Origin of the sequence: Paraburkholderia lacunae (genome assembly GCF_003353175.1) — a bacterium.
In the GTDB taxonomy this organism is placed as follows: Bacteria; Pseudomonadota; Gammaproteobacteria; order Burkholderiales; family Burkholderiaceae; genus Paraburkholderia; species Paraburkholderia lacunae.
In genome coordinates this window covers 119,023-143,292 of the sequence record NZ_QHKS01000018.1, presented here as the reverse complement: position 1 = coordinate 143,292, position 24,270 = coordinate 119,023, and the positions used below count along the sequence as shown (strand labels likewise).

The window sequence follows — 24,270 nt, the reverse complement described above, 5'->3', positions numbered from 1 at the left end:
CGTCGAGGGACCGGCCCATGCGCGGTCCTCAAGCGTGCCGATCATACCGGAGCAGGGCGGATCGTGCTGACGGTCGCGCAGGGCGCTTACGCGGTGCAAGCGGGGTGCAAGCAACGCGCCGGCGGCGCGGACTTGTCCACGGACAAAATGAGATGGCCGTTCGCTTGCCGTTCGTAGAATCGTCACGCGCTAAAGCACTGATCACGTGACCGACTTCATGACTATCGCCAAGAAAACAACGAACGCAGCGAAAACAACGAAACGCGAACCGAGGGCGATCGGCGGCTGGCTTCTACCAGCCTTGCTCTGCCTCGCCGCATGGGTGCTCTCGACCGCGATCGCGCTGCGCGATCCGCTCAAGCTGATGCTCGAATGGGAGTTGCTCGCGGTGTTCGTGCGGCCCGGTACGCACGGCTGGTATCGGACGGTGATCGTGGCGGTCGGCTGCGACGTGATCATCGGCGCGTTTATCGTGGCGGGCGCGGGCTGGCTTTCGCTACTCGCGTGGCGCAAATCGGCGCGCTTCCCGGTTCAGGTTCAGGCCTGGCTGGTCGCGATCGTCGTCATGCGCACCGGCGCCTATCTACTTGGCGACTACATGTGCCAGGCGATCGCTATCGACATCGCGATGCCGTTCGGCGGCTTCATCCAGGCGCTTGTCGCGGCCACGCTCGGGATACCGTATTTCAGGCTGTCCCGGCGTGTGCAAGAAACCTTCGTGGCCCATTGACCTCGCAACTGAGCCGCCAACCGAGCCGGCAACAGCGTCAGTCGATCAACTCGCCTTCGGGCTCATAGAACGGATACGGCCCGTCGGCCTCGTCGACATACGCATGATGCGTGACGATGCCGGTTGCGGGATCGTAGCGATGCAGCGCGTACGCGGGCGGTTCCATCACGAATGCGGACGGCGCCTCTTCGCGCAGATCGAGCGCGACCTGATGCGCGGGCGCCGGCACCGCCGACGCAATCGTGCCGCCGAAGCGCACGAACATCGGCCGGTGCACGTGCCCGCAGATCACCCGCTCGACGTTCGGATAACGCGCGATTAACGCAGCGAGCTTGTCCGACGCAGCCGGATCGAGCCGCAGGTCATCCATATGTCCGATCCCGCACGCGAACGGCGGATGATGCAACGCGACCACCGTCGGCTTGCCTTGTGCCGCATCGAGTTGCGCCGCGAGCCATGCGAGCCGCGCGTCGCACAGATTGCCCGCGCTTCGGCCCGGCACCATCGAATCGAGCGCGATCACGCGCAGCGGGCCGACATCGATCGCGTAGTGCACGAATTCACCACCGCCTTGCAATTCCGTGCGATTCGGAAACGCCGCGCGCAACGCGGTGCGCTCGTCGTGATTGCCGACCAGCAGGTAGTAGGGGATCTCGAGCGGTGCAAGCAGCGCCTTGAGGTGTTCGTACTGGTCCGGGCTGCCTTGATCGACCAGGTCGCCGGTCATGATCACCGCGTCGGGACGCGGATCCAGCGCATTGAGCGCGGCGACGCAGCGCGCGAGGTAGGCGCCGGTGTCGACGCGCCGATAGGCCAGCGCGCCGGGCCGTTTGATATGCAAGTCGCTAATTTGAGCCAGCAGCATGGGAAGGTCCTTTTTTAGCGCGCAAAAAATGCCGCGGCTTTGTCACGATAGCGCAATCAGCGCATCCCGCTCGATCGAAATGCCGACCGGCGTCCCGCGCGCCAGTTCGACGCGGCCAGCCACGTCGACCAGCAACGGGTCCGGCGCGGCGCCGCCGATCGTCAGCCGGGTGCGCTCGCCTAGAAACGCGGTGCTTTCTATACTGCCGCGCAACTGGGCGCTCGCCGGGTCGGCGAGATAGGCGTCTTCGGGACGGAAGAAGAATTCCTGCGCGGCACTTGCGCGCGCGCGGTTCGAGGGCAAAGGCACGGCGCCGCCCGCGGTGGTCAGCATGCCGTCGCGTTGTTCGCCCGCCAGCCGGTTGATCGTGCCGACGAACTGCGCAACCGTCCGGTTCGCGGGACGATAGTAGATCTCGCGCGGCGAGCCGATCTGTTCGATGCGCCCCGCGCTCATCACGACGATCCGGTCGCCCAGTTCCATCGCTTCGGCCTGATCGTGCGTGACGTAGACGGTCGTGATGCCGAGTTCGCGCAGCAGCGTATTCATCTCGCTGCGCAAGGTGTCGCGCAGGCGGGCGTCGAGGGCGGTCAGCGGCTCGTCGAGCAGCAGCACGCGCGGCTGCACGGCCAACGCGCGCGCCAATGCAACACGTTGCCGCTGGCCGCCGGACAGCTGATCGATCGGTTTGTCGGCGTGGGCGGTGAGCCGCATCATCGCGAGCAATTCGTCGACGCGTTGCCGCGCGGTTTCAGCCGGTACGCGTTTGATCTTCAGCCCGTAACCGATGTTGCCGCGCACGGTCAGGTTCGGAAACAGCGCATAGCTCTGGAACACCATGCCGACCTGGCGTTTTTCGATCGGCAGCGCGGTGACGTCCTCGTCGCCGAACGCGATCCGGCCGCCGGCGTCGGGTGTTTCGAGGCCCGCGATCATGCGCAGCGTGGTGGTCTTGCCGCAACCGGACGGGCCGAGCAGCACCAGCGTTTCACCGGCGCCGATCTGCAGATCGAGCGGTTCGAGCACACGGGTGCCGCGAAACGTTTTCGCGCATTGTGTGAGCGTGATGGGAACGGAGGCGAGTTTCATAGCGTGGACGTCGGTAGTGGCTTCGAACGGGCGGCGTTGCCGCGTCGCTGCGCCGCGCTGCGCTGGCCGGTCGCATCGACGCCGAGCCATTGCATCGCGACGAGCAAAGGCATCGTCATGATGAAGAACAGAATCGTGTACGCGCTGCCGATTTCGATACGCAGCGACGCGTAGGTGTCGGCGAGACCGACGGGCAGCGTCTTGGTGTCGGGCGTGTGCAGCATCCACGTCAGGTTGAATTCGCCGATGGAAAGCGTCAGCACCGCCAGCGCACCGGCGACGATGCCCGGCCGCGCATTCGGCAGCACGATCGTCACGAAGCGCTGCAGGAAGCTCGCGCCGAGACTCGCCGCACCTTCTTCGAGCGTGCGCAGATCGCTGCTTGCGCACACTGCCGCGACCGCGCGGACCATGAAGGGCAGCGTGAACACCACATGCCCCGCGACGATGAACGCGACGCTCATGCGGAACATCGTAAAACCGCCGTAGACGACCAGCAGCGCGAGCGCGGAGGCGAGACCGGGCAGCGCGATCGGCAGCACCAGAAACTCTTCGATGATGCGCGACAGCCGCGTTTTGCTGCGAGCCAGCACGTAGCCCGCGGGCACGCCGGTCACGAGTGTAACGAGCAAGGTCGCCGCCGCCACTTCGAGCGACAGGAACACCGAGCCGTGATACTGCGTCCACACTTCGCTCAGCCAGCGCAGCGTGAGCCCGCTCGCTACGCCCTTGAAGTAGTTGACCGTGAGTCCGGCCACGATCGACATCACGACCGGCACGATCAGAAACGCGCACAGCAGCAGCGTGACGAGCCATTGGCCGGCCGCGAGCAAGCTGCGCGAGTCCGGCAACCTGAGCCGCGAGCGCGGCTTCGCAGCCGGGCGGATAGGAGCAGTGACGGAATTCATCGGGGTCTTGTCATCCGGTTTGAAAACGCCGCTCATGCGCTTGCCGCGACGGCCGAGCCGGTCACGCTGCGGGCGAACGCCAGCACGAGCCACGTGACGATGCCGAGCACGATGGACAGGCCTGCCGCGGTGATCATGTTCGCGTTCAGCGTGAACTCGGTGTAGATGGTCATCGGCAGCACGTCGATGTCGGTGGCGAGCGTGAAGGCGGTGCCGAACGCGCCCATCGCGGTGGCGAAGCACACGGCGCCCGCCGCGATCAGACCCGGCGACAGCGCGGGCAGCACGATGTCGCGCGTGATCCGCCACGGCGACGCGCCGAGCGAGCGCGCGGCTTCTTCGAGCGAGGCGTCGAGCTTGGTCGCCGACGCCATCACCGTGACGATCACGCGCGGAATCGAGAAGTACAGGTAGCCGAGAAAGAGGCCGCTCATCGAATACGCGAATACCCAGCGGTCGCCCGTCAGCTTGAGCGACAGCGCGCCGATCAGGCCCTGGCGCCCCGCCAGCATGATGACCATGAAACCGACCACCACGCCGGGAAACGCCAGCGGAAACGTCAGCAACGCGAGCAGCGTGCGCTTGAGCGCAAACTCGCGGCGCGCCAGCAGCAAGCCGGCGATCACCGAGAGCGCCAGCGTCGCCGCCGTCACCGCCGCGGACAACACGACCGTCGCGCCGAGGCTCGACATGTAGCGCGGATGGGTCAGCATCGCGCGGTAGGTGGCGAACGCGTGGCCGTCGCCGCTCAACTGCGCGAGCGCGCCCATCGGCAGCAGCCAGAACGCGACGAAGACCGCCAGCGCCGGCGCGATCAACGCGACGCGCCAGCGCAGCGGGAACGTGATGTCGTTCAATGCATCACCTGCAGATAACGCTCGCCGAAGCTCGCCTGCTTCTCGGCCATCTTGCCGAAATCGACCGGCTTGGCGCGGGCGTAGTCGCTTGCCGGCAGGAATTTCGCGGCGCTTTCCGGGCTCATCGCATTGGCGCGCACCGGACGCAGATACGCGTCGGCCCACAGTTTCTGGCCTTCGTCGGAAAGCACGAAGTCGAGCACCTTCTTGCCGTTCGCATCGTGCGGCGCGCCCTTCACGAGGCTCATCACATACGGCACCGAGATTGTGCCTTCCTTAGGAATCACGAACTCGACGTTCGCGTGATCCTTGTACTTCGCGCGATAGGCGTCGAAGTCGTAGTCGAGCAGGATCGGGATTTCACCGGACATCACACGCGCGTAGGCGGTCTGCTTAGGCACGATCGGCGCGTTGGCCTTCAGCTTGCGGAACCAGTCGAGGCCCGGCTCGAAGTTCTCGAGCGTGCCGCCGAGCGCCTGATTCACCGCGACGGCGCCCGCATAGCCGACGAACGCGCTCGACGGATCGAGGTAGCCGATCATGCCTTTGTACTCAGGCTTCAGAAGGTCGGCCCACGAACGCGGCACCGGCTTGCCTTCGAGTGCGTCCTTGTTGACGAAAAAGCCCAGCGTGCCGGAGTGAATCGCGAACCAGTAGCCCTGCGAGTCCTTCAGGTTCGCGGGAATGTCGTCCCAGTGCGCCGGCTTGTACGGCTGGATCACGCCTTTGTCTTTCGCCTGGAAAGCCGACGACACACCGAGATACACCACGTCGGCGACCGGGCTCTTCTGCTCGGCCATCAATTGCGCGATCGACTGGCCGGAGTTCTTGTTGTCGAACGGCACGCGGATGCCGGTCTTTTGCTGGATCGCCTTGATCTGGCTGGCCCAGTCGGCCCATTCGGGCGGGCAGTTGTAGCAGATCGCGGTTTCTTCGGCGTGGGCGAGGTGCGGCGCGAAGCTCGCCAGCGCGGCGCCGGCGATGGCGCAGGCCGACAGCGCGGCGGCAGCGGTGCGATTGAGGCGGCGCCAGAGCGGTTTGACGGGCGCAGCTAAGCGTGCTGAAGAGCGGATCACAGCGGGTCTCCTGATGAGGAAGCAAGCGGGTGGTTCGAGGCTTGAAGGTTGTGACAACGGAATTGATGACAATGAGGTACGCAAACGGGGTTATGCAAAGGGCCGCGCGGTGAGCCCGGATGTGCGCGCCGGCGAGGCGGCGCTCAGGTTCGGGATCGCGGCGATGGTGGCGCCTTCGCGCAAGGTGTGCGGCAAGGTCAGCGCGAGCGATGTTTCGCCGAGTGCTTCGTAGGTGCCGGTGACGCGGGCCAGCAGGCGCTGCCATGCCGCGCAGCCGATCTCTCGATTCGGCGCGCAGATGCTCGCGAGCGGCGGCGACAGCAGTTCGCCCATCGCCAGGCCGTCGAAGCCGAGGATCGACATGTCGTGCGGAATCTGCAGACGCGCGCGGCGCAGGCCGCGCATCACGACCATTGCCAGCAGATCGTTGCTGCAGAAGAGGGCGGTCGGCCGGTGCGGGCCGCTCGTCAGATGAGCGAGTACGGACGGCGACAGTTCGTCGGCGTTGAAATCGACCTCGAGCGCCGGCGCGGGCGTGAGGCCGGCCTGTTGCATGGCTTGCGCGTAGCCGAGATGGCGCTGACGGGCGCGGTCGGAGGCGGCCAGCGTACCGGCCAGCATCAGGATCCGGCGATGGCCGTGCGCGATCAGCATGCGCACGCCGTCAAAGGCGGCGAGTCGATTGTCGACGCACACCGACGGACGCCGCACCGTGTCGTTATGCATCAGCACGTACAGCAGACCCGCGCGGTCGAGCTCGTCGAGCAGCGGATGGGTGTCCGCGTCGGCGACTGTCAGGATCATGCCTTCGACGCGGTGTTCGCGCAGCGTCTCGATTGCGTGGCGTTCGCGATCGGCGTCGTACTGGGTGGTCATCAGCATCAGCCGGTAGCCTTGTGCCGAGGCGAGATCGTCGATGCCTTGCAGGCATTCGGCGAACACCGGGTTGGCGAGCGTCGGCAGCACCACGCCGATGAGGCGCGTGCGCTCGCTGCGCAACTGCCGGGCCAGCGGGCTGGGACGGAAGTTGAGCGCGTCGATCGACTGACGCACTTTGTCGAGCGTGACCGGATTGACGGTGTGCGGCGCGTTGATCGCGCGCGAGACCGTGGCGATGGAAAAGCCCGCGTGTGCAGCCACATCCTTGATCGTTGGAATCACTGTTTCCGCCCGAGATGTAAACGTTTTCGTCGGAGGGATTATCGGCAGGGTTTGTGACTCAGGAATGACGCTGGAATTGCGGCGTGCCGCGCGGGCCGGGGTTCGTCCGGCGCGAGGCCGCCCGGTTTGGTGCGCCCGCGGCACAATGGTAGAATCGCGTCCGCCCTTGCCGGGGTGATGAAATTGGTAAACATAGCGGACTTAAAATCCGCCGCTTCACGGCTTGCCGGTTCGAGTCCGGTCCCCGGCACCAGAAATTCTTCCGACAAGTTCCGATGGAATCCGCAACGTCGCCGCGCCATAAGGCTCTGCGGCTTTTTTTGTACCTGCATGTTCCGAGAGTATCGATGTGCAGCCGGCGATAAATGGTGGTCTTTTTTAGTGGTATCTGTCCGAATCTCTACCGTTCGATGAAGCGTGACTATGTCGCCCTCAGGCCGAAGCCAGATGCAGCAACCGCAGCGCACAATCTCGCCCTCGCGTTCGAGCATTACAACGAGCAGCACCCCGATAGCGCGCTGAAGTACCGCTCGCCACGCGAGTTCAGGCGCAGGACCGATTCATCAACTTAAGTGTGAGGCGGTGTCCAGAGGTACAGGGGTAAATCCAGCTGGTGCCCAGACATGTTCACCGCGCAGACTGAAAAATGAACAACCTGGTATTGCGCGTCGGACATGAATTGCGCCCGAAGAAGATTGACGCGTGCACAGCGTGATTCCAGGAACTCTCGAATGATGTAATTGCTGTAGCGATACAAAGGGGCACCGGCTTGCGGTGCCCGAGGAATATTAGTGACCGGCGCTCTGGCCGCCGTCGACGTGCAGGATTTCTCCCGTGATGAACGGTGCGGAATCGAGGAACAGAATCGCGTCGGCGATATCGCTCATCTCGCCCATGCGCCCGAGCGGATGGAAGGCGCCCAGTGCTTCATGGGTTTGCGGCGCGTGCATCGGCGACTTGATGATCCCCGGCGCGACGGCATTCACGCGAATACCTTTCCTGGCGTACTCGATCGCCAGGGACTTCGTGGCGGCGTTCAGACCACCCTTCGTCAGGGCTGCCAGTACCGAATACACGCCGCTGATCGCTTGATCGGCGGCGCTGGAGGTCACGCTAACCACGTGGCCGCTCGAATGCTTTTCCATTTCGGCGATGGCGAGTTGCGTGACGTAGTAGAAGCCCGAGACATTCACATTCATCACGGCGGCAAAGTCTTGCGCAGTGTGTTCGGTAAAAGGCTTCCCGATGTAAATGCCGGCGTTGTTCACCAGCGTGTCGATCCGGCCAAATCGTGCGACACCTTCGGAAATGACACGGCGGGCGGTTGCCGGGTCACCAATATCACCGGCGACGGTCAGGATGTTCGCGTCGTCCGACGGCATGATCGAACGCGCGGTCGCAACAATGCGGTAGCCGAGCTTGCGAAACGCCTTGACGACTTCAGCGCCTATGCCTTGCGATGCACCGGTAACGACGACGACCTTTTGTGATGTGCTCATGCTTTACCCAGAAAACTTCTGTTCGGCTTCAACGCCGATCGGGCCGACGACTCCGATCAACGTAAATGTAGACGCGTTGATTGCAGGTTTCGTATAGACCTGCAATCAACCCTTTTTAGCCTGCGCCAGCCACTGATCGAGACTGACGCGGCCGATCCGCGCCTCGCCGAGCGGCACGAGCGACTGTTCTTCGACACGGCCGCCGTAGTACCGCGCATCGCGATCCTTCACCACCGGGCGCGCGTCGCCTACCGATTTCAAATAACGTGCCACGATCTCCGCGAAGGGACGGCGGTCTGGGCCGGCGATGTCGACGGTGCCGTTCAGCGGCGCTGCGAGCGCGACCTGCGCGAGGTTCGCCGCGACATCGTCCGCGGCGATCGGCTGAAACAGTCCGTCGCCGATGCGCACCGTCCCGCCTTCCGTGCCGTAATCCGCGATACCGCCGATGAACTCCATGAATTGAGTCGCGCGCACGATCGTGTACGGCACGCCCGCCGCTTCGATCGCCTCTTCCTGCGCGACCTTGGCAACGAAATACGCGTTCTCCGGCGTGCGGTCGCAGCCGACGATGGATAGCGCGACGTGATGGCGAACCCCTGCGGCCACTTCGGCCTTGCCCAGGTTGCGCGCCGAGGTGCGGAAAAAGTCGAGCACCGCCTGCGGCTCCCATGACGGCGCGTTCGCCACGTCCACTACGACATCGGCGCCCGTCAGTGCGTTGCTCAAGCCCTCGCCCGTGACGGTGTTCACACCGGTACGCGGCGACGCAGCGAGCGCCTCATGGCCGGCTTCCCTGAGCAGCGTAACCAGACGCGAGCCGATCAGGCCGGAACCACCGATTACGACGATTTTCATGGCAGATTCTCCAGATGAGAGTAAATGGACGCGTGGGGCGTCCGGCGAGTGTCGTATCGCGTGAAAGTGTTCGCCGCCGTCGCATCGCGTGAGGCCATTGTGGAAGAATCATGCTCTACCGAAAAGTGACAAGAATCGTCGAACCGACTAGTCCAAATCTTCTCCGCGCCGCTTGCCAACGAGACCGTCATGACCGCACCGACTCCCGCATTGACCATCGAAATCGACCGGCAGCAGCAGTTGCCGGTCTATCTGCAGATCTGCGAGCGCTTCAGGACCGCGATCGCCGCGGGGCATCTGCGTCCCGGCGATCGCGTGCCTGCGCTGCGCAGCCTCGCCACGCAGCTGAACACGGCGCGCGGCACGGTCGAGCTGGCGTACACGATCCTCGTCGACGAGGGTTACCTGCAGATGCGCGGCGCGGCGGGCACGTTTGTATCGCCGTCGCTGCCGGCAGCGGTGATGCGCTCGTCGCCTGCGCAAGGCGTTCAGGACGCGCGCGGTAGTCGAAGCACGGAAGGAGCGGGCATGCCGCAGACGCCAGGCGAATCGCGCGACGGTGAAGTGGCGCCGCGTCAGCTGGCCGTTACCGTCACCATGAGCGGCGAGCCGCGGCCGTTGCAACCAGGGCTGCCCGCGCTCGACGCGTTTCCGGTCAAGGTATGGAATCGGTTTGTTTCACAGCACGCGCGCAGCGGCGAACGCGCGATGCTCGCGTACCCGGATCCGGCCGGCTTCCGGCCGCTGCGCGAACATATCGCTACGTATCTCGGGCTGTCGCGCGGCGTGACCTGCCTGCCGGAACAGGTGTTCATTACCGGCGGCTACCGTGCGACGCTCGAACTCGTGTTGCGCAGTCTCGCCCGCCCGAACGATCGCGTGTGGTTCGAGGATCCCGGCTATCTGCTCGCGCGTAGTTTTCTGGCCGAAACCGGCGTGCAGCTCGTGCCGGTGCCAGTGGATGGCGAGGGGATCGATGTCGAGCGCGGCACGCTGCTGGATGCGCAGGCGCGCTTCGCAATGGTTACGCCGTCGCATCAGAGCCCGCTCGGGCACACGCTGTCCCTCGCAAGACGCATGGCGCTGCTGGACTGGGCAGAGAAAGCGTCCAGCTGGATCATCGAGGACGACTACGACAGCGAGTTCCGTTATCTGGGCCGGCCGTTGCCGGCTTTGAAGAGCCTCGACCGGCGCGATCGCGTGATCTATTGCGGCACGTTCAGCAAGGTGATGTTTCCCGGTTTGCGGCTTGCGTATGTGGTGGTGCCGGAGCGAGCCGTCGAGCGCGTCGGGCGCGTGGCGCGCAGCATGAACGCCGGATCGCCGACGCTATTGCAGGCGGCCGCGGCGGATTTCATCGGGCAGGGGCATTTTGCACGGCATCTGAAGCGGATGCGTGCGTTGTATGGCGAGCGGCGCGTGCTGATCGTGCACGCACTGGAGCAGGCGTTTGGCGAACGGCTGATTGTCGATCTGCCGCCAGGGGGAATCCAGTTTGCAGTGCAGTTCGCCGAAGGCTCCGATGGCCCGGTCGATGACGTCGCCGTCGCCGCGCGCGCTCGCGAGGCGGGGCTCGCGGTGCTGCCGCTTTCGATCTGGTACGCGAATGGCCGCGCGCGGCACACGCTGCGCGGCCTCGTGATGGGCTTCGCGAACATCGCTGATGCGGATGAAGCAGGCCGTCTCGCGCGAGCGTTACGCGCGTGTCTGGACGGCTGACGCGCGGGGCATGTCTCCCGATCTCGGACAAGCGCGGCGCGGCATGCCTTCGCACGATGCGGTAGGGCTGCTTGATGCGTTCTGCGCAGCCGCACCGGTGTCACCAATAGGCCGTCGCGTTGCCCACGTGTACGAGCGGTGGGCATTGGGGAGCCCGTTCTAGGACCACGTGTGTTCGTTGCCGCCGATCGCAGGCAGATCATCCAGGCATGCTCGTCGAGCCAGGGCGATAGAGCTTCGACGGACGCCAGGATCTTACTTCGGGCTTTGACGACTCTCGCGCTACAGAGGATCTACTAAACAAAGACACTGGACTCTATAGCGCAATGATTGTCTGGCTAGATGGATCGCCAGCATGTTCTCCGAGCATCTCCTTCAGATCGCGCTCGATGATGCTGCACAGCGTCGAAATGGGAACGTCATTTGCGCCGCCTTCAAACGGATTCTCCGTGCTTTCCCCAACCTGCTCGAGCGACGTGTACATCCACGATACTGCGACACTGCATGGCACCACCAGCCATACCATGTTGCCATGCATGAAGCCACTCACTCCATCATTCAGCTTATCGAATTCGTGAAGCAGCCCGAATGGGAAAAGCAAACAAAAAAACCTCACGAATAGCGAACTGACCGTTGCATATTGACGTGGATAGGGGAAATTCTTGAAACGTTCCGATCTTGACTGGAGATCGATGAAATCCCCAACCGCCCTTTGAAGCTCGATGTAGAAGTTTGAATTCAGGTGCCCCGCCATGTGAAGCATCTTGAGCGAAGCGCCTTGCAGGCTCAGTACGAACGTAGGGATAGAAATGGAAGAAAGCGCTTGCACTGTTTCCGCGGGAGACAAATATTCTGGCAATAATTCATCAATGTCCCTTTCCCACTCCGGCACACGATAAAACCGACGATATTCAGCGTTGAAACGCTTGCTCGTACTTTCCCACACACGGGGTCGACGTAGCTCATATCGCAGCGCGGTCAGCCAGGCAATGTGTCGATACACCAGTTTTCGGGAAATTTCTTCGTCATTGACAAGATCGCGCGCGATTTGGCCCCAGCGACGGCTTCCGCTCAGTATGTCAATCCAGATGTCGAGGGCTTCCATTGCCCTGTTGTATGTTTGAACGTTCTTGAAGCCGACGATAAACGACGTCGCGGTTCCGAGCAAAACCACAATCGTCAGAGGTACCGACAACCATGTAAAAGCGAAGAACTTGTACAGAACGACCGGTACAGAGCCGCAAATGAGAAGTCCGTAGATTTGTCGTCGAGTCCAAATCAAAAACTCCAATAACTTATACGATTTTCCAAGGTGCATTTTGTGTGTCTCAGGCTACCGCAGGTGAGTAATGAAAAAAGACGCGGACAACGTGCGCACCCAGCGCCACGTTCTGCGCCCAATTGACACTGATCGGACTGCTCCTCCCCTAAGACGTTGCACACTCGACTTTTGTGACATATGACAGAAAAATCTTCCATCAGACTTCATGCTACGGTTGATTCAAGTGGTGATTGTTGTTCTTAAGACAACACGGGGGCGTCCTTTTTTGGTCTTCTGTTGAGGACTAGACATGCATATGATGTCGGCCAGGTTCGATTCCGGCGCCGCATCATGTTCGGACCATCCGGGCAACGTCACACGGCGATTTCAACTCCATGCGTGGCAATATCCAGCTGTCAGAGGGTTGTTGGACTGGCGCCCAAGTTTTCACACGGCTGGAGAGATTTGTTCATGAACGACGACGCAAGTGCCTTCAATGGGCTTCGCCCTCGGCTACACAAGATTGCGTATCGGATGCTGGGGACAATTTCCGAGGCCGAAGATGTCGTGCAGGATGTCTGGCTGCGCTGGCATACGGCGCCCCGGGAGGTCATCGAAAACGTTGAAGCGTGGCTTGTCGCAGTTGCGACGCGCCTGTGCATCGACCGTCTTCGTGCGGCAAAAACTCAACGTGAACATTACTCGGGTATATGGTTGCCGGAACCTGAAATGACAGACCCGGCTGCTACGCCAGAAGGGGGCAGAGAGCGTGCCGACGACGTCTCCGTGGCATTTCTGATGTTGCTCGAGCGGCTTACGCCGGAAGCACGCGCAGCGTTCCTGCTGCGCGAGGTCTTCGACGCGGACTATGACGAAGTCGCCGAAGCCATCGGCAAGACGGAGGCCGCGTGCCGCCAACTGGTCAGCCGTGCCAAAGCGCAACTACGGGATGAACGTCCACGCTATGCCGTGCCGCGCGAAACCCATCTCCGCCTGCTGCAGACCTTCGCGCAGGCGCTGGAGCGCGGCGATTTCACTGCGATCAATGCCTTGCTGGCCGAAGACGCGATGCTAGTCGGCGACGGCGGCGGCAAGGTGCCGAGCTTCCCGAAACCGATGGTTGGCGGCCGGCGCATCGCACAGCTTTTCTACGCTGCGTGCCGGCGCTACGGCAGCGAACTCAGCATCAGGTTCGTGATGCTCAACGGTCAATGGGCGCTGCTGCGATTTGTCGAAGGCAAGCTCGAATCGGCGCAGTCGTTCGAAACAGACGGCACGCGCATCGCCCGTATTCTCGTGCAGCGCAATCCCGACAAGCTGGCACGTATCGCCGCAGCACACGGCAATACCTGAACGCTGATATTTCTCCGGCCTGCCTGCGCTAGCTTGCGTTTGATTGGTGCCAAAGGGACAACACCGTGATCCCGTTTGCGGGTCTACCGCGCTACGCCACGTCGGCCTACGATGACTTCGTGCGGCGCATTGCCGCTAACGACATCCGCTAAGCGCGAGTGTTCACCGGGAGAAGTCCATGACACAGCGTATCAACTACATTCAGCAATCGCCGGAGCTGTTCAAGAAATTCCTTGAATTCAGCAATCAACTGAAGGACAGCGCAATCGAAGAATCGATCCGCGATCTCGTTTCGATCCGGGCGTCGCAGATCAATGGCTGTGGGTTTTGCGTCGACATGCACGTAAAGGAAGCACGCCTGCACGGCGAGCGTGAACTGCGCCTCCATCACCTGGCGATCTGGCGCGAATCGACGCTCTTCGCGCCGCGCGAGCGCGCCGCACTCGTGTGGACTGAAGCGTTGACCACGCTTGCCGAACTCGGCGTGCCCGACGATATCTACGAACGCGTGCGTACGCAGTTCTCCGAGAAGGAGTTGTCCGACCTGACGTACGAAGTGATGTCCATCAACGCCTGGAACCGCGCGAACGTCGCGTTCAGGACCGTGCCGGGTTCGGCCGACAAGGCGTTCGGCCTCGACAGGGCGAACCTCGCCTGAACCGTCCGGTTCTTCCGTTCCTTTCCACCTTCGTCCCGCATGTGCGGGACGCGTCATTTGGCAGGCAGACCATGTTTTCACTAAAGAACACGGCAATCGCAATGCTCGTCGTCGCGGGCGCACATATCGGCGTGGCTTGTGCGGCGGCTCCCGAAGCCGTCGTGACACCGCTGATGACAAAGCCGCTCGACGACTATCCCGGCAAGGAAGCGCTGATGATCACCGTGACCTATCCACCGGGTTCTGTCGATCCCGTTCATCGGCATCACGCGCACGCCTTCGTCTATGTGCTGGAGGGGTCGATCGTGATGCAGGTCAAGGGCGGCAAGGAAGTCACGCTCACGCCTGGGCAGACCTTCTATGAAGGTCCTAACGATGTACACACCGTCGGCCGCAACGCAAGCCAGACCCAACCCGCGAAGTTCATCGTGCTTCTTCTGAAGGACAAAGGCGCGCCTGTTCTCGTGCCGGAGAAGTAAGCACGTTCGTGTGGTGAAGCTCTGGTTTTGCCCGTTTGGCTTGCCGCTGGCATCAACGTTTACGTCGTCGCGGGCCGATTCCAGTTCCGGCGGATCTGCGCAGCGAAAGCGGGCCCAGATGCATCCGCCACAGAGAAATGGAAGCATTCAGACGTTGCCATACTCGGCGGCAACACGCGCCAGCCTGCCTCGGTTGATCACGGTGCAGCTCGACTACCTGGCAAATTCACAGACGATCAAGGCCCAGCAGACGGTCGATCAGACGCTCATCAATATATAGTTGATACGTCATCCTATGAGTTGATGGACGATTCGATAACGTGAGGTTGGCATTCAGTGTTTGCGCGAAGCCTTGTACCTTGTGAAGAGAAAAGATACAAGGCTTACGAATATCGGACCAGACGAGTCTGGGCTATTCGACGCTTGAGGGAGGGCCTGCGGTGTTCGTGCCGATTTGGTCTCGCGTTGATCAGCAATAACCCGCAATGCCGGCGGTACAGAGGGGCGCGCCCGGTGGCCTGTCTGCCACCGGGGTTCGTGTGCGAGCCCTATGAGCAAGCCATACAGGGCAAAGAAGACCCATCGCGACGATGCCCAACAACGACACCTGCCATCCAGATTGGTGAAGGCGTGCGAACAATGCGTCGAGTCGATCGGCCAACAGCGCACCCGCGAGGAGACCAGCGCATGCCCATATGCATACGCTGGCGCAGTCGTGCAAAATAAAGGAGCGTGTTTTGATTGCCATGGCTCCGCAAAGAGGAACGGCGATCAGCGAAAGGCCGGGCACAAAACGGACAATCATTAACGCACGCGCGCCACGTCGAGAAAAGAAGTACTCGAATCTAGTAACGCTCGATTGCCTCGCGAACGACAGCTTACATACCAACTGGAGGGCGCGTCTGCCGTAGCGCTTGCCGCCTTGAAACCAGAGGAAGTCGCCAAGAACACCACCGGAAACGGCGGCACCGAGCAGAATGACGAAGTGAAGCAGCGTACGCGCGAGGTCATATCTCGCACTGGCGATGCTCGCGCCGATCGTCATTAGCGTCGTGATGGAAGGAAACGGCAGACCGAGCGATGAGGCTAGCACGCTGAAGAATACGATCAACGCTCCATACTGAGAAAGCAGCTCATGGGAAAACATTTTATGATCCTGAGAAAATGATTTCGTCGTGGTCGTAACACTCGAGCGGGAAGGAGCTGCATGAGGTTTATCAGTATCCCTTTCCGGTTGATTCAGAAATCGTTGGCGTTGATAGCGCACGAAGCGGATCTGAACGCTATCGTATGCGTATCTTGTTCGGCATAGAAGACTGCGCACTGCGGTTTCCGTGTTGCCTGAAAAGCAACAAACGGTGGGTGATCGCATGAACCTTCTGGCATGAAGTGTGATGGAACAGGTCGCGCAAGTATCTCCTGAGTACGTCGCCCGCTGACACGCTGGTCAAGGAACTCGTGCAACTCGCCACGTTGCGATTGGAACTCGCCGCAGATGGCTCGCTTCGATAGTCCTATTCTGCGCAAACGGATTCAGATCGCTCCAGCCAGCCACAGCGCGACGTTGACCGAGTAACGGTGGATGTCCCGCAGGGCTTGCCGCTCGGTCTGCATCCCGTTCCCAGGAGGTTCGGTCACAAAGCTCGGACAACCAAGTCGAGTGTCCCAGTTGTAGTCGGCAAAATGATGAAAGGTACTTTGGGCGACTGCGGGACCTCCCCGAACCGAAGGTTCGAATGCGACTGCAAGATTGAAACGCTTGCCTGTTACTTTGCTTTTGCCTTGTGCGATCACTCGAGCTGGTTCGTCGTCAGGAGCGTTAACGGCGCCCTCATGGGGGTGTGCGGGCAGGAAGCGGATTGCGCCGCCAGGAGAGTCAGGGTCCGCCAATACTGGATGTGTGGGTCCAACGATCGTGACTTCCTGAAAGTCTCCGTTTGTGCCGGAGTGAAAATTGGGCCAGGAGATGTGGGTTGAGAACGGGTCGTCGGCCACACGTCTGGAATGGTCGGGATCCAAGTTGCGCGTGTGAAAGTGGTGTGCCTTGCCCACCCCGCCTAAACTGCACAGCGAACTGCCCAGATCCATGTGATCCCTCGTGACCAACAGGCCGCGACCTGCCCGTCGGAATCGCGTGATCCCTCCGCAATCTTCGGAGGTCAGACCGTCGCCTTCGTCAACGGCAAACAACCACAACTCGTCGAACCCGGTTTCATCGAGACGAGAAAGAATCGGGTCCGGTTGCCCGAGCCGCTCGCGGTCCCGAGCAACGACATTGAACGTCACGCGCCCTTCAGGATCCTGACGTGTCCGCAGTAATTCCGCCAGGCGGCTGAATCGCGCAATTGACCAGTTGTCGCTGCAAGGCAGGATGGTCGTTTGAAGCAGGATCTGGATGGTACGCATGATGGTTAGTTAGTCGTGTCAATCAATCACGAGGCGGAACGTGCCGCCTGGTAGACGTTAGATGAAGGCGGATCTGAGATGCGTGTGCCCGGGCGAGTAGCCCCCCGGGTAGGATTCGACGCGGACGCGCCTGTGATGCTCTTGCCCGGAACGTTCGGCAACTCATGCTGGTAGACGAGGGGCGCTTTGGCGTTCTCTCGACTGCGGCGCGTCCGTGAACACGCTGCCGAACGACAGGATGGCGGCAAGCACCGGATAAAGGATGCGTTCATCGCGCTCCTATCATTCGGCTGGCGGATGCAGGATCAGGCTCCTGCCTGCGAGTGGCGGAGCCATTCGTCGAGACCGATGCGGCCGAGGCGGGCCTCGCCCAACGGCACGAGCGAATGCTCCTCGACCAGGCCGCCGAAATATCGGGCCTCGGGGTCTCTCACGACCTCACGCGGATCGCCGGCGGCCTTCAGATAGCGGGCGATGATTTCGTTGAACGGCGCTCGTTCCGGGCCGGCGATCTCGACGATGTCGTTTCGCGGCGCCGTGAGCGACACGTCTGCAACGATCGCAGCAACGTCGTCAGCCGCGATGGGCTGGAACAGGCCTGGTGAAACCCTGATTACGTTTCCATCCGCACTTGACGCGGCGATGCCGCCGAGGAATTCCATGAACTGCGTGGAGCGGATGACGGTGTAGGGGATGCCGGAGGTCTCGATCAGCTTCTCTTGCGCGACCTTGGCGCGGAAATAGCCGTTAGCGGGCGTCCGGTCGATTCCGACGATGGATAGCGCGACATGATGCCGGACGCCCGCTGCTGCCTCGGCCGCGAGAAGGTTGCGGCTGGAAGCCTCGAAGAATTCAAGCACCGCCTTGTCTTCAAATGATGGTGAATTAGCGAGGTCGATCACCACCTGCGCGCCGGCCACGGCCTCCTTGAGTCCCTCTCCGGTGATGCTGTTGATACCGCTTCTGGGTGAGGCAGCGACGACCTCGTGGCGGTTCTGGCGCAGAATGGCGACGGCCTTCGAGCCAATCAGGCCGGTGCCGCCGATGACGACGATCTTCATGGTTTGCTATCCTTTGTCGACCACTCGATACCCCAATCGGGCTCGAATGCAGGTGAGGAAAAATCCGGGATTTTTCGCGGGTAAATCGACCTGATTCGCGATGTTCCCACGATCAGCTCGCACTTTAGTGACCGGCGTTCGGGTTCCTTGAGGCCGATGACCACGGGTGGCCGGCGCGTGGGTCCCACTGTCCGTCGCAGTGCTGATTTCCGATGGACGGCCATCCTCGGCTGGTTGAAGTGGACTCCGACAGAGCATTTTGCGGGTCGGATGTGCCCTGAGCATGCGCTACGCTCGTTAAAGCACATCGTGATCGTAGGCGGGCGCCGCCTGTTGCGGTAGACACGCAAACAGACACACGGCGTTGCCCGCCCGGCACCAATCAAAGGCAGATCAAGGGCTTCACCCACCGGAAAGCACCGCCCTTTCACTGCGCACGTCATCTACGGACAATTACCCGCAATCACGCTCGGACATTCGGACATCGGCTCCGTTTCTGGCAACGGACGTAAGCGCGGCAATTGATACCGATGTCGTTCCGTCTTGTTGATTGTTGTTGTCGAGGCAACATGGTGAGTTCGCTCGCGGGGCTACTAGCCCTCGATGTCCGAGTCTACGATCTGTCCTGACGGTGCCGCGCAAGCGACGTCTGTGATGTCGCTTGCGCGCGCGGCCGCCATCGTTCTCCGAGTTCGGGAATCATGCTCAGCGATCTCGACACTCGCCGCTGAATAAAGCAGGCACCCGTTGCTATGAGTTCGGTGCTTATCGTCGACTTCGTAATTTTCCAACCGAAGGCAATAATCATGTCGCAGAAAATCCTGATAGTGGGTGCCGGCTTCGCTGGAGTGTGGGGTGCACTAGGCGCGGCTCGCGTGCTCGATGGTGCCGGCGTAAGGAGCAGTGACGTTGAAATCACCTTGATCTCCCCGAAACCGGAATTGCAGATCCGTCCGCGGCTGTACGAAAGCGAGCCGCAGCGGATGGCTGCACCGCTGCGTCCGCTGCTGGACGCTGTGGGCGTAAATTTTCTGGAAGGCAGTGTCGAAGAGATATCCGTTCATGACAAGACGGTAAGTGTCGTGTCGGCCAACGGGGCGACGCGTTCGCTCGCCTATGACCGGTTGCTGTTGACCAGTGGCAGCAGGTTAAACAGGCCGCCGATTCAGGGTCTGACGGAGTACGCATTCTCTGTCGATCGCATTGAGGACGCGGTAGCGCTCGACAACCACTTCACAGAGCTGGCGAAACTGCCGGATACGCCAGCACGCAACACGGTTGCAGTTGTCGGATGTGGCTTTACGGGTATCGAGGTCGCAACTGAATTGCCTAAGCGAATCCGTGAGTTGTTTGGCGCCGACGCGGCAGTCCGTGTGATCGTGATCGGATCCCAGGACGATATCGGTCCCGATCTCGGCCCCAATCCTCGGCCGTATGTATCCGAAGCCTTTGACTCGCTGGGCGTTGAGACGGTACTTGGATCTGGCGTAGTGTCGGTCGATGCGGACGGGGTTCGCACTGCGGCGGGTACCCGTATCGCAGCCATGACCGTGATCTGGGCGGGTGGAATGCGTGCCAGCTCACTGACAGCGCAAGTTTCCTCGCATCTTGACCCACTTGGACGCGTCGAGGTGACACCTGATCTTCGCGTGGCAGAAGCACCTGAGGTATTTGTAGCGGGCGATGTTGCGCGAGCTCGGAGCGACGATGACGGCCACTATGCATTGATGTCCTGTCAACACGCTATCGTGATGGGGCAATTCGGCGGGCACAACGTGGCTGCAGACCTGATCGGTGTTCCGACACTGGAATATAGACAGCCGTTCTATGCGACTTGCCTCGACCTTGGCGAATGGGGCGCTGTTTACTCGGAAGGCTGGGATCGACAGATCAAACTGACGCACGCGGAAGGAAAGGCGCGCAAACAGATGATCAACACGCAGTGGATCTACCCGCCAGCGCCGAACCGTACCGAAGCGTTGGCAGCGGGTAACCCGCAAGCTTCCCTTGGCTAACCCGTTGGCGCCGCCTAAGTTGTTGCGATGAGCGGAGTCGGTCAACCACGTGCGGCAGCGGCAATGAACGTCTTCAACAGACAATCACACGTTGCTGCCGCCCGAGAGGCGTTGAGTCAGTCAACAACGGTCACGATATTGACAGTCCCTTGTCTGGCCATCTTTGCATACGGACACAGGCGTTCCGCGGTTCGAACCATCTCTTCGGCCACGCATCGGTCAACGCCCGGCATCCGAACGCGGAGATCGATGACCAACGCATAGCCTCCATCCATGGGATCACGACCAAACGAAACCTGCACCTCCACAGCAGTATCGTTGATCTCCATTGCGGCGCGTTTCCCGATCAGGTTTAGCGCCCCGTGAAAACACGCGGCAAAGCCCGCCGCGAACAACTGCTCGGGATTGGTCCCGTTACCGGGTCCGCCGAACTCGGTGGGGAGCCGCAGTTCCACGACAAGATTTCCGTCATCTGAACGGGCCACGCCAGATGCGCGACCGTGTCCCGTTTCGCCGCCGGAAACGGTGACAGTCGTTGTGTACAGTGGATGAAAATCCCGGCCCCGATACCTGTCGAGGAGGGAAAGCGGAGGAGCTTGCAGCTTCTTGTCGTCCATGGTGCGGTCTCGAGTTCAGTGATGCGCGTTCCGGCTCTCAGTCGTCAATTTGTCGAAGCCTGCCTTATCACGGCGGGCTGCACCTGCAGGAGCAAGCACGATCTCTGGGACTTCGAGGAGTTGCATGGAACGAACGATCGTATAGTAAATGGGGCGACCTCTCGCCCACTCCGATTTCTGGTAGGCGACGGGACAACGCCGCCCCCATGGTAGATGAGCGCGGATGGTAACGGTAGAGTCGTCCAGGGAGACATGATGTTTCCGCTTTGGCGCCAATGCAAAATGGTCACACGAAACTGGAGCGTCCCGTCACGCGCTCGAGGCGGCTGATTCCGTGCTCGTGCGCAGGGGTGTCGATGGGCGTGGGATATCAAGACTGACGGGTCTCGATCGAGCCGGGCGAAGCGTAAAAAGTTGCCTGGACCCATACGCACCGGCTAGATGAGAGCGGCCGCATTCAGCAATTCGTTTGCAACAGGCAAGTGCTAGACTGCTACACGCTAGACTTCAGTGTGACGGCGCCGCATGCGGAATACGGCCGTCTCGACGGGTATTGATATTCGGGCGTCAAGCTTCTGTGGCTGCACGAAGGTCGGGTAAGACAGAGCGGAATAGGAAACCCCTATAGGGAAATCCTGACAGTCCTTGATGCAGTCGCTGGTATCTGTCCAGCTGGAGGCTGCGTCCCGGACTGTAGCGCGACGGTCGTCCCGGGCTGCATTCACAGGCGTTTTCCGTCTTGCCAGGGCAGCGTCAATCACGGTCGCTTCATAGCTGCAACACGATAGTCGTGGTCGGCGCCAGAACGCATGCTGGCGCCCCGGACGGCTCACCCGTTCATGTGTCAGTAGTGGGGCCATCAATGGATCAATCGGATACATCGCAGCGAGGCTTTCGCGTTGGCTTACCCAATAACGCTGACGCTTTGTCTACCTGTTTCGCGACGAGCTACGCGGGGATCATCGCGTTCATGGCGGTCGCGACCGAGGGAAGCTTCGCCAAAGCCGGGGAACGATTGGGGATCGGACGCTCGGCCGTCTGTCGAAATGTTCAGAAGCTCGAAATGCAGCTAAGCACTCGTCTGTTTCTCCGAACGACCAGGACCACAAACCTGACGCAGGAGGGCGAAAGGTTCTTCGAGAACTGCAACCAGGGCGTGACCCATATCGTCGAGGCAATGAACGACATGCTGGACCTCCGCCAAGGTCCACCTCGTGGCTTCGTTCGAATCCGCTCGACAGTTGGATTTGGACGCAAGGTGGTTGCTCCGTTGCTTTTCAAGTTTTCCGAGGTCTACCCGGATATCGCGGTAGATCTGAGCCTGGATGACAGGCCAGCCGATTTCGCTGCAGAACAGATCGATGTCGCGTTTCGCGATGGATGCATCGAGGACTCCAGCATCATTGCGAAACAGTTGATTCCAATGCAGATGGTACTCTGCGCGTCCCGTGCCTATGCCGAAGAGCGGGGGCTGCCATCTACGCTGGAAGATCTGGCGCAGCACGACTGTATCAATTTGAGATTTAGCGGTCGCGTGTTTGAGTGGGATTTCAAGGTCGACGGCCGCATGCGAAAGTATTTGCCAACCGCCAGATTGACTTTCAATGATGCAGACCTGGTATTGCAGGCAGTCCTGGAAGGTCGCGGAATCGCCCAGATGCCGGGATATCAGATAGGTGATTACATCGCGCGCAATGAACTCGTCATGGCCTTAAGGCGGTATGTGCCGGACGACCGGGGCCACTACATCTGCTATCTCTGCCGACAGAATTTGCCTTCACGCATTCGCGTGTTTGTCGATTTCATGACGGAGGAGATTCGGGCGCTCAACCCGCTTTGCCTGGGAGAATTCAATCCGGACTATTTGGAACGCGAGCATCAGGCGTGAAGCTATTTATGGACCCCATAAGTGGTGTGATCACATTGTCGACGTGCTTCGCGGTCACAAACCTCATCCACATTGCACAAAAATATTGACGGCGATGATGACCGGCTGGAGGCTTCAACAACTTTCCTCCTCAAAGAGTCCTCATAGTCGACGAAATCATACCTATTCCAGTCCACTCCGGAACTCTTGCGCACCCTTCAAATGTTGCGTTGAAGGCCACGGTGCTTCTGTATCGTGACGCTGCCGCAATTACAAACGTAGTCGCTTCAATTCCATCAGGGTGCCGACATGTCGAACGGAAATTGCTGTCCGACAGCGCCGCTTGCCTGAGAACCCCCTCATTTAGTTTGCAAATCGGCCTATCCATTTACGTGCACATGCTCGGCCAGCTTCGGCGAGCTGCGTATCGGGATCGAACCAAGTCTCGATACTCACGTGCCGTTACTCTCGTTGGCTCGCGTCATCATCTGCATGACTGAGCTTCCTTGCACAGTTTTGCGGGCGATGCATAGTGTTTGGTGGAAACGCAAGCGACGCAAATTCGCCGATGTCTTCCTCCCGAGCGAGCCCCCGGTGACGAGGCCGCTCAGCCTCGCTGACTTCGGGAGCAGTACCGTGGCGGCACCTATTGGTGTCTACGCGGCAACAGTGAGTGTTCTGGTGCGTATCTACCGAGCGGGGGACTCGGCGCCTACCATTCCGACATGGCTTCGTGAGCGAATCGATTGAGTTGAAGGTCGTTGAGGTCGTTAGTGGAGAGTGCCATGTTTCGTCTCGGACCCCTGTCGGTGTTTGTAGGCTGGATCATGCTATCCGCGGTCAGTGTCGGACTTGCAATTGCTGTCTCGTTCAGCGGCATTTTCTGAAGTCTGATACCGGCCTCCCAGATCGCCATCTTCTGTAGTCGGCGAGGTATGAGGTCTGGAAAATGCGACTCGCAAGCCGGCCATCCAACTGGATTAGCAATCCGCAGGAGTGTGCTTGAGGGCGACCGCACGACTCGATCTTCCTGACAGCCCATTTGCCGGCGGCGGGTGAATGTAAATCCACCGTGATGAAGTGATCACTTTTCCTGAGGGGAGCCTCCTCGGAAGGACTCGCTTTGTCTTCGGTCCGGGGAGAGTGATTGGCTCTTCGGTGCGTTTATGAACAAGGTTTCCGGTGGTACTGAACTCATCACGGATATGACATCGGCGGCTCGCCATGGACACTCCACATATTGATTGGCTCGCAGCTTCGCCGGCGTTGATCGGCACAGAACGCACTATCGCAATTGGCGCCCATCTTGTTAGTGAGCGGGAAGGCTATACACACCACGGAATTTATGCGGGGAATGGGCAGGTTATTCACTATGGGGGCTTTCATCATTCCGCGAAACGGCGCCCCATTGAATATATTCAGTTGCACGGCTTTGCAGCAGGAAAAGGGATAAAAGTTCAGTCTGAACCAGACGCCATTTATACCGGGACTGATGCCGTGGACAGGGCTAGGTCCCGCCTCGGCGAAGATCAATATCAGTTGCTGACCAATAACTGCGAACACTTCTGCACATGGTGTGTACTAGGCGTCGCGCGTAGTGAGCAGGTACGCAGGTGCTTAAGGAATCCGTGGACAGGTATCAAGATGCTGTTTGCGCTTGCGAGGGGAGAATGCATGCCCTCCGTGACCAAGCGAAGCCGACTCGCCGGGACAGTCGCAGTTTAGGTAGCGCTGCATGACGCAGAGGTTGCACCGGATGTGCACCGTGACTTCAACAAAGACTCTTTTACT

21 protein-coding genes, 1 tRNA gene and 1 pseudogene are annotated in these 24,270 nt (G+C 60.7%); 10 read left to right on the top strand and 13 right to left on the bottom strand.

Annotated elements, in window-relative coordinates; translation table 11 throughout:
- Positions 1-217: 217 nt before the first annotated feature.
- Entirely contained in the window at positions 218-730 is a 513-nt protein-coding gene (locus DLM46_RS25565) for a DUF2569 domain-containing protein (protein WP_115105244.1), read from the top strand.
- Positions 731-767: 37 nt separating this feature from the next.
- On the opposite strand, the gene DLM46_RS25560 is transcribed toward DLM46_RS25565, so the two are convergent.
- The 6 genes from DLM46_RS25560 to DLM46_RS25535 form a co-directional block, all read right to left on the bottom strand.
- Positions 768-1,595 carry a phosphodiesterase gene (locus DLM46_RS25560; RefSeq protein WP_115105194.1) on the bottom strand — a complete coding sequence of 276 codons (828 nt, stop codon included), beginning with the start codon at positions 1,593-1,595 and terminating at the stop codon, positions 768-770.
- 42 nt (positions 1,596-1,637) lie between these two features.
- Positions 1,638-2,684 (bottom strand): ABC transporter ATP-binding protein, encoded by a 1,047-nt coding sequence (locus DLM46_RS25555; protein WP_115105191.1) that lies wholly within the window; start codon positions 2,682-2,684, stop codon positions 1,638-1,640.
- On the bottom strand, positions 2,681-3,592 hold the full coding sequence (locus tag DLM46_RS25550) for an ABC transporter permease (protein WP_115105243.1): 912 nt from the start codon (positions 3,590-3,592) through the stop codon (positions 2,681-2,683). Before DLM46_RS25550 ends, DLM46_RS25555 begins: the two co-directional genes overlap by 4 nt.
- Before the next feature lie 32 nt (positions 3,593-3,624).
- Positions 3,625-4,449 (bottom strand): ABC transporter permease, encoded by an 825-nt coding sequence (locus DLM46_RS25545; protein WP_115105189.1) that lies wholly within the window; start codon positions 4,447-4,449, stop codon positions 3,625-3,627.
- A complete protein-coding gene (locus DLM46_RS25540) occupies positions 4,446-5,525 on the bottom strand; it encodes an ABC transporter substrate-binding protein (protein WP_115105187.1) in 1,080 nt (359 codons plus the stop codon). Before DLM46_RS25540 ends, DLM46_RS25545 begins: the two co-directional genes overlap by 4 nt.
- A 90-nt stretch (positions 5,526-5,615) precedes the next feature.
- Entirely contained in the window at positions 5,616-6,686 is a 1,071-nt protein-coding gene (locus DLM46_RS25535; protein WP_115105185.1) for a LacI family DNA-binding transcriptional regulator, read from the bottom strand.
- 168 nt (positions 6,687-6,854) lie between these two features.
- On the opposite strand from DLM46_RS25535, the gene DLM46_RS25530 reads away from it, so the two are divergent.
- Together DLM46_RS25530 and DLM46_RS25525 are read left to right on the top strand one after the other, a co-directional pair.
- Positions 6,855-6,939, top strand: a tRNA-Leu gene (locus tag DLM46_RS25530).
- A 154-nt stretch (positions 6,940-7,093) separates the two neighbouring features.
- Positions 7,094-7,258 (top strand): annotated as a pseudogene (locus tag DLM46_RS25525) (integrase core domain-containing protein); the annotation flags it as partial.
- 216 nt (positions 7,259-7,474) lie between these two features.
- On the opposite strand, the gene DLM46_RS25520 reads toward DLM46_RS25525, so the two are convergent.
- Entirely contained in the window at positions 7,475-8,185 is a 711-nt protein-coding gene (locus tag DLM46_RS25520) for an SDR family NAD(P)-dependent oxidoreductase (protein WP_115105183.1), read from the bottom strand.
- 105 nt (positions 8,186-8,290) lie between these two features.
- Complete coding sequence (locus DLM46_RS25515) at positions 8,291-9,043, bottom strand: SDR family oxidoreductase (RefSeq protein WP_115105182.1); 753 nt, start codon at positions 9,041-9,043, stop codon at positions 8,291-8,293.
- Between the two features lie 189 nt (positions 9,044-9,232).
- Here DLM46_RS25515 and pdxR point away from each other — a divergent pair, with 189 nt between their 5' ends.
- Positions 9,233-10,762: a MocR-like pyridoxine biosynthesis transcription factor PdxR gene (gene pdxR / locus DLM46_RS25510; protein ID WP_115105181.1), complete on the top strand. Its 1,530-nt coding sequence runs from the start codon at positions 9,233-9,235 to the stop codon at positions 10,760-10,762.
- Between the two features lie 316 nt (positions 10,763-11,078).
- Here pdxR and DLM46_RS25505 read toward each other — a convergent pair whose 3' ends face one another.
- Positions 11,079-12,080, bottom strand: coding sequence for a bestrophin family protein (locus tag DLM46_RS25505; RefSeq protein ID WP_115105180.1), 1,002 nt, complete (start codon positions 12,078-12,080; stop codon positions 11,079-11,081).
- A gap of 414 nt (positions 12,081-12,494) precedes the next feature.
- Here DLM46_RS25505 and DLM46_RS25500 point away from each other — a divergent pair, with 414 nt between their 5' ends.
- The 3 genes from DLM46_RS25500 (at position 12,495) to DLM46_RS25490 (ending at position 14,513) form a co-directional block, all read left to right on the top strand.
- Positions 12,495-13,376 (top strand): RNA polymerase sigma-70 factor, encoded by an 882-nt coding sequence (locus DLM46_RS25500; RefSeq protein WP_115105179.1) that lies wholly within the window; start codon positions 12,495-12,497, stop codon positions 13,374-13,376.
- Between the two features lie 178 nt (positions 13,377-13,554).
- Positions 13,555-14,034, top strand: coding sequence for a carboxymuconolactone decarboxylase family protein (locus tag DLM46_RS25495; RefSeq protein ID WP_115105178.1), 480 nt, complete (start codon positions 13,555-13,557; stop codon positions 14,032-14,034).
- Between the two features lie 71 nt (positions 14,035-14,105).
- Positions 14,106-14,513, top strand: a complete 408-nt coding sequence (locus tag DLM46_RS25490; protein WP_115105177.1) for a cupin domain-containing protein — start codon at positions 14,106-14,108, stop codon at positions 14,511-14,513.
- A 469-nt stretch (positions 14,514-14,982) separates the two neighbouring features.
- On the opposite strand, the gene DLM46_RS25485 is transcribed toward DLM46_RS25490, so the two are convergent.
- The 3 genes from DLM46_RS25485 to DLM46_RS25470 all read right to left on the bottom strand — a co-directional run bounded on the left by DLM46_RS25485 (position 14,983) and on the right by DLM46_RS25470 (position 17,980).
- Positions 14,983-15,780: a DedA family protein gene (locus DLM46_RS25485; RefSeq protein WP_165848057.1), complete on the bottom strand. Its 798-nt coding sequence runs from the start codon at positions 15,778-15,780 to the stop codon at positions 14,983-14,985.
- Between the two features lie 266 nt (positions 15,781-16,046).
- Positions 16,047-16,919 carry a hypothetical protein gene (locus tag DLM46_RS25480; protein WP_115105175.1) on the bottom strand — a complete coding sequence of 291 codons (873 nt, stop codon included), beginning with the start codon at positions 16,917-16,919 and terminating at the stop codon, positions 16,047-16,049.
- Positions 16,920-17,224: 305 nt separating this feature from the next.
- Positions 17,225-17,980 carry an SDR family oxidoreductase gene (locus tag DLM46_RS25470; RefSeq protein WP_115105174.1) on the bottom strand — a complete coding sequence of 252 codons (756 nt, stop codon included), beginning with the start codon at positions 17,978-17,980 and terminating at the stop codon, positions 17,225-17,227.
- 806 nt (positions 17,981-18,786) lie between these two features.
- On the opposite strand from DLM46_RS25470, the gene DLM46_RS25465 reads away from it, so the two are divergent.
- The gene (locus DLM46_RS25465) at positions 18,787-19,995 is read left to right on the top strand and encodes an NAD(P)/FAD-dependent oxidoreductase (protein ID WP_115105242.1); all 1,209 of its coding nucleotides are present in this window, start codon (positions 18,787-18,789) and stop codon (positions 19,993-19,995) included.
- A gap of 116 nt (positions 19,996-20,111) precedes the next feature.
- Here the strand turns inward: DLM46_RS25465 and DLM46_RS25460 are convergent, their stop codons facing one another.
- Entirely contained in the window at positions 20,112-20,612 is a 501-nt protein-coding gene (locus DLM46_RS25460) for an Ohr family peroxiredoxin (RefSeq protein ID WP_097389801.1), read from the bottom strand.
- An 862-nt stretch (positions 20,613-21,474) separates the two neighbouring features.
- On the opposite strand from DLM46_RS25460, the gene DLM46_RS25455 reads away from it, so the two are divergent.
- Together DLM46_RS25455 and DLM46_RS25445 are read left to right on the top strand one after the other, a co-directional pair.
- The gene (locus DLM46_RS25455; RefSeq protein WP_115105172.1) at positions 21,475-22,500 is read left to right on the top strand and encodes a LysR family transcriptional regulator; all 1,026 of its coding nucleotides are present in this window, start codon (positions 21,475-21,477) and stop codon (positions 22,498-22,500) included.
- Positions 22,501-23,703: 1,203 nt separating this feature from the next.
- Entirely contained in the window at positions 23,704-24,204 is a 501-nt protein-coding gene (locus DLM46_RS25445; RefSeq protein ID WP_115105167.1) for a lecithin retinol acyltransferase family protein, read from the top strand.
- The last annotated feature ends 66 nt before the right edge of the window (positions 24,205-24,270 follow it).

What these genes read in the sequence shown, in the direction of transcription:
- DLM46_RS25520 (WP_115105183.1), bottom strand. Translation starts at nt 8,185, where the DNA reads ATGAGCACATCACAAAAGGTCGTCGTCGTTACCGGTGCATCGCAAGGC.
- DLM46_RS25455 (WP_115105172.1), top strand. Translation starts at nt 21,475, where the DNA reads ATGGATCAATCGGATACATCGCAGCGAGGCTTTCGCGTTGGCTTACCC.
- DLM46_RS25445 (WP_115105167.1), top strand. Translation starts at nt 23,704, where the DNA reads ATGGACACTCCACATATTGATTGGCTCGCAGCTTCGCCGGCGTTGATC.
- DLM46_RS25465 (WP_115105242.1), top strand. Translation starts at nt 18,787, where the DNA reads ATGTCGCAGAAAATCCTGATAGTGGGTGCCGGCTTCGCTGGAGTGTGG.
- DLM46_RS25480 (WP_115105175.1), bottom strand. Translation starts at nt 16,919, where the DNA reads ATGCGTACCATCCAGATCCTGCTTCAAACGACCATCCTGCCTTGCAGC.
- DLM46_RS25555 (WP_115105191.1), bottom strand. Translation starts at nt 2,684, where the DNA reads ATGAAACTCGCCTCCGTTCCCATCACGCTCACACAATGCGCGAAAACG.
- DLM46_RS25500 (WP_115105179.1), top strand. Translation starts at nt 12,495, where the DNA reads ATGAACGACGACGCAAGTGCCTTCAATGGGCTTCGCCCTCGGCTACAC.
- DLM46_RS25565 (WP_115105244.1), top strand. Translation starts at nt 218, where the DNA reads ATGACTATCGCCAAGAAAACAACGAACGCAGCGAAAACAACGAAACGC.
- DLM46_RS25515 (WP_115105182.1), bottom strand. Translation starts at nt 9,043, where the DNA reads ATGAAAATCGTCGTAATCGGTGGTTCCGGCCTGATCGGCTCGCGTCTG.
- pdxR (WP_115105181.1), top strand. Translation starts at nt 9,233, where the DNA reads ATGACCGCACCGACTCCCGCATTGACCATCGAAATCGACCGGCAGCAG.
- DLM46_RS25560 (WP_115105194.1), bottom strand. Translation starts at nt 1,595, where the DNA reads ATGCTGCTGGCTCAAATTAGCGACTTGCATATCAAACGGCCCGGCGCG.
- DLM46_RS25460 (WP_097389801.1), bottom strand. Translation starts at nt 20,612, where the DNA reads ATGGACGACAAGAAGCTGCAAGCTCCTCCGCTTTCCCTCCTCGACAGG.
- DLM46_RS25490 (WP_115105177.1), top strand. Translation starts at nt 14,106, where the DNA reads ATGTTTTCACTAAAGAACACGGCAATCGCAATGCTCGTCGTCGCGGGC.
- DLM46_RS25470 (WP_115105174.1), bottom strand. Translation starts at nt 17,980, where the DNA reads ATGAAGATCGTCGTCATCGGCGGCACCGGCCTGATTGGCTCGAAGGCC.
- DLM46_RS25505 (WP_115105180.1), bottom strand. Translation starts at nt 12,080, where the DNA reads ATGCACCTTGGAAAATCGTATAAGTTATTGGAGTTTTTGATTTGGACT.
- DLM46_RS25550 (WP_115105243.1), bottom strand. Translation starts at nt 3,592, where the DNA reads ATGAATTCCGTCACTGCTCCTATCCGCCCGGCTGCGAAGCCGCGCTCG.
- DLM46_RS25495 (WP_115105178.1), top strand. Translation starts at nt 13,555, where the DNA reads ATGACACAGCGTATCAACTACATTCAGCAATCGCCGGAGCTGTTCAAG.